Origin of the sequence: Lentzea alba (assembly GCF_047445655.1) — a bacterium.
Lineage (GTDB): Bacteria > Actinomycetota > Actinomycetes > Mycobacteriales > Pseudonocardiaceae > Lentzea > Lentzea alba_A.
The window spans coordinates 292,982-300,144 of the sequence record NZ_JAJAEG010000008.1 but is presented as its reverse complement, the minus strand read 5'-3'; the positions used below and the strand labels follow the sequence as shown (position 1 = coordinate 300,144).

The 7,163-nt window shown below is 66.6% G+C and carries 2 protein-coding genes; both read left to right on the top strand.

What is annotated here, in order from left to right:
- The first annotated feature begins 462 nt into the window (after positions 1-462).
- Positions 463-6,603: an RHS repeat-associated core domain-containing protein gene (locus LFM09_RS15850; protein WP_414097198.1), complete on the top strand. Its 6,141-nt coding sequence runs from the start codon at positions 463-465 to the stop codon at positions 6,601-6,603.
- Positions 6,603-7,010: a hypothetical protein gene (locus LFM09_RS15845; protein ID WP_414097197.1), complete on the top strand. Its 408-nt coding sequence runs from the start codon at positions 6,603-6,605 to the stop codon at positions 7,008-7,010. Before LFM09_RS15850 ends, LFM09_RS15845 begins: the two co-directional genes overlap by 1 nt.
- The last annotated feature ends 153 nt before the right edge of the window (positions 7,011-7,163 follow it).

Below are 7,163 nucleotides of genomic sequence, written 5' to 3'. Positions count from 1 at the left end.
CCGGGGGTGCAGCGGCACGGGCTCGGCGAGTCCGTGCCGCTGCGGTTCGCGGGTTGGTCGTACCGGGAGGACGGTGGGTGGCGATGACTCCGTTGAACGTCGACGCGAGCAGCTCGGCACCGGTCACGTGCATCCACTTTGGATTCGATTTCGGTGGCGTATCTGAAAGCTCATACGTGATGACAACGCCGGCGGGCGTTGGCTGGCGGGATGACGTCGGACGGCGGATGGGATCGCGAGGCTGTGCTTCGGGCTGCGGCGTTGATGGCTGGGGCCTGGGTGCCGCGGGGTGAGGCTTACGAGGACGAGCTGGAGTGCGCGCACGAGGGCGTTGATGATCACTTGGAGTGATCTTCACCCTTATGGACTCATTGTGAAACGTTAGGCTGCGGGGCAGACTTCCTGGCCACAAGAGAATTCGCGTGTTGTCGGGGGGCATGCGCGGATGGCCTGGGGGCTCACTTGTCACGCGCAGTAGTCGCGGCGCTTGCCGCTGTTCTGGTGTCCACGGTGTTAACGGTGCCGCCTTCTGGTGCGGCGCCCTATCGGCCTCCGGTGCCGCAGAAGGAACGTGTTGTTGCGGGCCAGAAAGCTGGTCTGGGCAAGAGCGTTGACCTTCGGACCGGGCAAGCTTTCAAGGGCAGTGCGCCGGTGTGGCCCAAGGCGACCGACCCTGCCGTTTCGGTGGCTGGCGGGAGTTCGGCGAAGGTCGACGTGTTCGACCGGGAACGGGCGCGCAAGGCCGGAGTGGACGGGTTGCTCTTCCGGGTTTCCGGTGGGGCGGCGAAGGTCGAGGTGAACTACTCGTCGTTCCGGTTCGCGTACGGCGGGGACTGGGCTTCGCGGTTGCGGCTCGTGCAGCTGCCGGAGTGTGCCCTGACCACGCCGGGGAAGCCGGAGTGCGCGGTCAAGCCGGTGCCGTCGCGCAACGACGTGGCCAAGAGGACGGTGACCGCCACTGAGGCGTCGCCGTCCGGTGGCGCGTTGATGGCGTTGGCTGCGGGGACGTCGAGCGGGTCGGGTAGTTACAAGGCCACGAGCCTTTCACCGTCGGCCACCTGGTCGGCCGGTTCGAACACCGGTGCTTTCACGTGGAACTACCCGTTGCGCGTGCCGCCGTCGCTGGGTGGGCCGGCGCCGTCGTTGGCGTTGTCGTACTCGTCGGCGAGCGTGGACGGGCGGATGGCGGCGTCGAACAACCAGCCGTCGTGGATCGGTGAGGGGTTCGACTTCGGCGCGAACTTCATCGAGCGCAAGTACATCGGCTGTTCCGAGGACATGGCCGATGGTGCGCGCAACACCGTCAAAACCGGCGATTTGTGTTGGCGCAACGAGAACGCGTCGTTGTCGATGGCCGGGCACGCGGGCGAGCTGATCAAGGAGAGCGGGAACCGCTGGCGGTTGCGCAACGACGACGGCACCCGCGTCGAGCTGCACACCGGTATCGACAACGGTGCGCGCAACGGTGAGCACTGGGTCGTCACGACGTCTGGTGGCACGCAGCACTGGTTCGGTCGCAGCAGGCAGTCCGTGCAGAACGTGCCGGTGGCGGGCAACCACGCGGGCGAGCCGTGTGCGGCGACGCTGTTCAAGGACTCGTTCTGCGCGCAGGCGTATCGGTGGACCCTTGAGTACGTCGTGGACTTGCACGGCAACACGATGACGTACAGCTACGACAAGGAAACGAACAAGTACGCGCGCAACAACTCGACGAGTGACTTGGCGGAGTACGACCGCGCGTTGGTGTTGAAGCAGATCGACTACGGCACGCGCACGGACCGCTCTGAGACCGCGCCGATGCAGGTGGTCTTCGAGTCGGCGGACCGTTGTCTGGCTGACTGCGGCACGAAGGACGCCGCGCACTGGCCGGACGTGCCGTGGGACCAGGAGTGCACGACCAGCCCGTGTCTCAACGGTTCCCCGACGTTCTGGGAGACCAAGCGGCTCGCCTCGGTGACCACGAAGGTGGGCGGCAGCGCGGTCGAGAAGTGGACGCTGGGGCACTCGTTCCCCGATCCCGGTGACGGCACGCGGGCGGGCCTGTGGCTGGACAAGATCTCGCACTCCGGGCTCGTCGGTCAGCAGATCAACGTGCCGGACGTCAGGTTCGCCGGCATCCAGCTCAGCAACCGCGTCGACACGCACTCCGACCAGCTCGCCGCGATGAAGTGGTGGCGCCTCAAGACGATCCACACCGACACCGGTGGCCGAATCGACGTCACCTACTCCGACCCCGACTGCGTGGCCGGGTCGCGGATGCCGAACCAGAACGCCTTGCAGGACAACAACCTGCGCTGCTACCCGGTGCGCTGGACCCCGCAGGGCAACATCGAGCCGATCTGGGACTACTTCCACAAGTACGTCGTGAACCACGTGACCGAGACCGACACCACGGGTGGCTCGGTCCGGGTGGTCACGGCGTACGAGTACGTGGGCGATCCGGCCTGGCACTACAGCGACGACGACGGCTTCATCAAGGCCGACAACAAGACCTGGTCGGTGTGGCGCGGCTACGGCGCGGTCAAGGCGCGCAAGGGCGATCCCGGCGAGCAGACGCTGACCGAGACCCGGTTCTTCCGCGGCATGCACGGCGACAAGCTGCCGTCCGGTACGAGAAACGTACAGCTGCCCGCGATCGCGGTCGGCGACGTTCCCGCGGTGAACGACGAGGACGCCTTCGCCGGCATGGTCCGTGAACAGATCACGTACAACGGCGCCGCCGAGGTGTCCGCGTCGGTCACCGTGCCGTGGCAGTCGGAAGCCAAGGCGAGCCGCACGATCAACGGCGTCACGGTCCACGCTCGTTACGCCTCGACCAAGAGCAAGCACTCACGCGTCGCGCTCGACGCCGGACGTGGCTACCGGACGACCAGCTCCGTCAACGAGTTCGACCAGACCTACGGCATGGCCACGCAGTCCGAGGACCGCGGCGACGACGCGGTCACCGGTGACGAGAAGTGCTCGTTGGTCGACTACGCGCGCAACACGTCGGCGTGGCTGATCGGCGCGGTGTCGCGCAAGCGCGACTTCCTGGTCGACTGCGCCAAAGCGAACGCGGGCACCGGTCTGCAGGACGCGGACATCGCCGGTGACAGCAGGACGTACTTCGACGGCCAGGCTCACGGTGTCGCGCCGACCAAGGGCGAGATCACCAAGGCCGAGACCCTCAAGTCGTACGTCAACGGCACCGCGGCTCACCTGACCGACACGGCCACGGAGTACGACAGCTACGGCCGTCTCACGAAGACCACCACTCCCAAGGGAACCTCGACCACCACGTACACCCCGGCGGCGGGCGGACCGGTCACCGAGGTCGCCGTGACCAACGGGCTGGGCTGGGTCACGAAGACCGTTCAGCAGCCCGCGTGGGGCTCGGCGCTGATCATCGTGGACCCCAACGACCGCAAGACCCACCTCACCTACGACGGCCTCGGCCGCACCACCGCGGTGTGGCTCAACAAACTCGACACGACCGGGCCGGCCGACAAGAAGTTCTCCTACCTGGACCGGGACAACGGGCCCGTCGTCGTCACGTCGAGCACGCGGAACTCCAGCGGTGGGTACGTGACCTCGTACGAGCTGTTCGACGGGTTGCTCCGGTCGCGTCAGACTCAGGTGCCGGACGCGGTGGCCGGATCGACGAAGTCGGTTGTCACGGACACCTACTACGACTCGGCAGGTCGCGCCGTCCGCGCGAACAACGCCTACCTCGCCAACGTCACGCCGGGCACCGAGCGGTTCGTGCCGACGGACACCATCCCGTCGGGGGTGGTGACGACCTTCGACGGCGCGGGCCGCGAGACGGTGAGTGCGCTCAAGAAGAACCTGCCGGTCGCCAGCCCCGGTGGCGAGGAGCTGACCCGCACCACCACGTACTACGCGGGTGACCGGACCGACGTGACACCGCCCGCTGGTGGCGTGGTCACTTCGACGCTGGTCGACGTCCAGGGCCGCAAGTCGGAACTGCGGCAGTACCGCTCGGGTTTCGCGGCGGGCAGCGCATCGGGCTTCGACGCGACGAAGTACAGCTACGACCGCAAGGACCAGCTGGCCGAGGTCGCGCACCCGTCCGGGAAGAAGTGGGAGTACTCCTACGACATCCGGGGCCGGAAGGTCCGCGTGGTCGACCCGGACAAGGGCACCACGACCACGGTGTTCGGTGACGCCGACGAGATCCTGTCCACAACGGACGGTCGGGGCCAGGTGCTGGCGTACACCTACGACGCGTTGCAGCGCAAGACGAGCATGCGCGACGACTCGGTCACCGGCGCGGTTCGCGCGGAGTGGTTCTACGACACGCTCGCCAACGGCACCGTGGTACGAGGTCACCTGGTCAAGTCGGTGCGGCACGGCGAGCTCGGCGACTACGTCAAGGAACACACCGGCATCAGGTGGGACTACCAGCCCGACCAGACGGACTTCACGATCCCGGCGGGGGAGACCGGACTCGGCGGTACCTACAGCTACGTCAACACCTACCACGACGACGGATCGCTCTACTCGACCCGCATGCCGGCGGCTGGTGATCTCTTGAAGGAGACGCTCGAGTTCGGCTACGACGCGCTGAACCAGCTGAACACCCAGAAGAGCGGGTACGGCACGAAGGCGCAGACCGATCTCGTTCAGAGCACTGGCTACACGTCGTTCGGCGAACTCGCCACGTATCGGCTGCAGAACGGCACCAGCGGCACGGTCGACGTCACCCGCAACTACGACCAGTTCACCCGGCGGCTGAGCCAGATCTGGACGACGAAGCAGACCGGGCCGACGGACGTGGCCAACGTGTCGTACGACTACGACGCGGCCGGCAACATCACCCGCGTCGCGGACTCTGTCAGCTCGGACACGCAGTGCTTCCAGTCCGACTACCTCCGCCGCGTGACGGAGGCGTGGACGCCCGGTACGGGTGACTGCGCAGCAGAACGGACGGTCGTCGGGCTCGGTGGACCGTCGAAGTACTGGCAGTCCTTCACCTACAACGCCGCCGGCGACCGCACGAAGCTGGTGGAGCAGGCGACCAGTGCGGGCGAGCGGACGACGAACTACGCGCTGACGCCGGGCAAGCACAGCGTGGCGAGCACCTCCGTCACCGACACCGGGGGCACCAGGGCCGGGGCGTACACCTACGACCTGGCGGGCAACATGCTCACCCGGCCAGGGCCGTCCGGTACGCAGACGATGACGTGGGACCGCGAAGGGCGCGTTGCCACGACGGTCGACGGTTCCGGTGACTCGTCGTACGTCTACGACGCCGAGGGCGGCCGGCTGATCCGCCGCGATCCCGGTGGCAAGACGCTTTACCTGCCAGGGCAGGAAATCCGGTACACGACCTCGTCCGGCGCGAAGAACTGCACCCGCTACTACACGCACGCCGGCCAGACCGTCGCGATGCGCACGTCGACCGGCATCACGTGGATGTCGTCCGACCAGAACGGCACGGCGCAGAACACGATCAACGCGCTGAGCCAGACCGTCAGCACTCGCCGCACGTTGCCGTTCGGCGAAGTGCGTGGCGGCACGGGGACGTGGCCTGCCCGGCTGGACAAGGGATTCGTCGGCGGGACGCTCGACAACACCGGGCTGACGCACATCGGTGCTCGCGAGTACGACCCGACCCTGGGCCGGTTCATCTCGGTCGACCCGGTGATGGACCTGGCGGATCCGCGGCAGTGGAACTCCTACGTCTACTCCAACAACAGCCCGATCACGTTCAGCGACCCGACCGGCCTGTTCTGCGACATGTGCGACTACTGGGCCGACAAGGGCGGCTACCACTCGGACGCGGGGAGTTCGGTCGGGTGCCACTACTCGACCAACGGCCTGTGCGGTCCGGACGGTTCCGGTGTCTCCCAAAGGGAGGTGCAGCGGCAACAGCAGCGCGAGTACGAGGTGCGGACCGGCACCGGTGACCCCAACAAGCAACCCGTCATCCACGGCCATCGACTGCCCACGGCAGAGGAGATGAAGAAGGGGCCGATCTTCGGGGCGCCGGTGATGATGGCGCCGTGGGAGACGTACGACCAGGCGGTCGCTAACTGGGCCACGTACCTGTGTCGCAGCAGCAATCCCGGACCTGGTTTCTGCGAGTGGTCCTATCAGGTGGGCAACCGGCCCGCGACAGCGTGGGACGCGCTCTTCACTGTCATCGGCGCGGTCTCGCTCGCTGCCCCGGTCGGCCGTGGAGCCACCGCCGGTGCCAGTTCCGTAGGCCGTGAAGTCGGTTCCATCGCCGTCGGCAAGGAGCTCGCTCTTGCCGCCAAGGGCAGCAGCACGATTGGCCAACCAGCGGCGAAAGCGGCGACCAAGGACATCACGATCCTCGGCCTTGAGGAACCGGTCGCGGCCTTCAGGGGGAAACCCGGATTCAACGTGCTCGACCTTCCGATGAAGGGACCAGGCAAGTATCGCTGGAGCAGGAACGAGCGGTGGCTCGACGAGGCCGTGGCCGCCGGCGGCGAGATCCGGCTCGTCAGCGACCCGTTCAGGACGTATTACGAGGGAGGGAACACATTCGTGAAGGAGGTAGAGTTTTTGCGGAATCGTGGCTTCGGTTTTGAGCAAGGGGTCGCTGACGGGAAGAAGATCTGGGTGGCGGTGAGGTAGTGGGAAGCAAGCGACCGGCGTCCGTCGCTCGGGCGTTCGAAGACGAGGTCAGGCAACGCTTCGGGTTCCTCGTCGACCAAGAAGGCTTCCTGGGGCCGGAGGTGAGGCCTGGTGGCTTCGCGTACCACGCGCCGAACTGCACCGTCAGCGTGCTTCTCGACGAGCGGCATCGGCAGGCGTTGACCTATGTCGGTGGTGAAGTCGACGGTTACACCGCCAGCGCCCGGCTGTCCTGCCTGTACGCGACGGCTGGTCTCGGTCCCGCTCAGCACGTGGTCTGGTCGGCCGGGACGACGCACGCGTTGGTGAAGGCGTTGGATTCACAGGTCGCGGCACTGCGAAAACTGCTGCCAGTGCTGAAGGGTGAGCAGCGAACGAAGTTGCTGGACGAGTGTCACGGTAGCTGAATTCAGGGGTGATGCTCCTTCGGGCCGGGAAAGTCTGTGAAACAACAGGCTTCTCGGCCCGAAGCGTTTTGGTCTGGACCACAGTGGACTCCCTTTCGCGCAGTTGATCAACTCCGAACGGCGGAGTGAGAGCGCGAGGAACCGGGATACGGT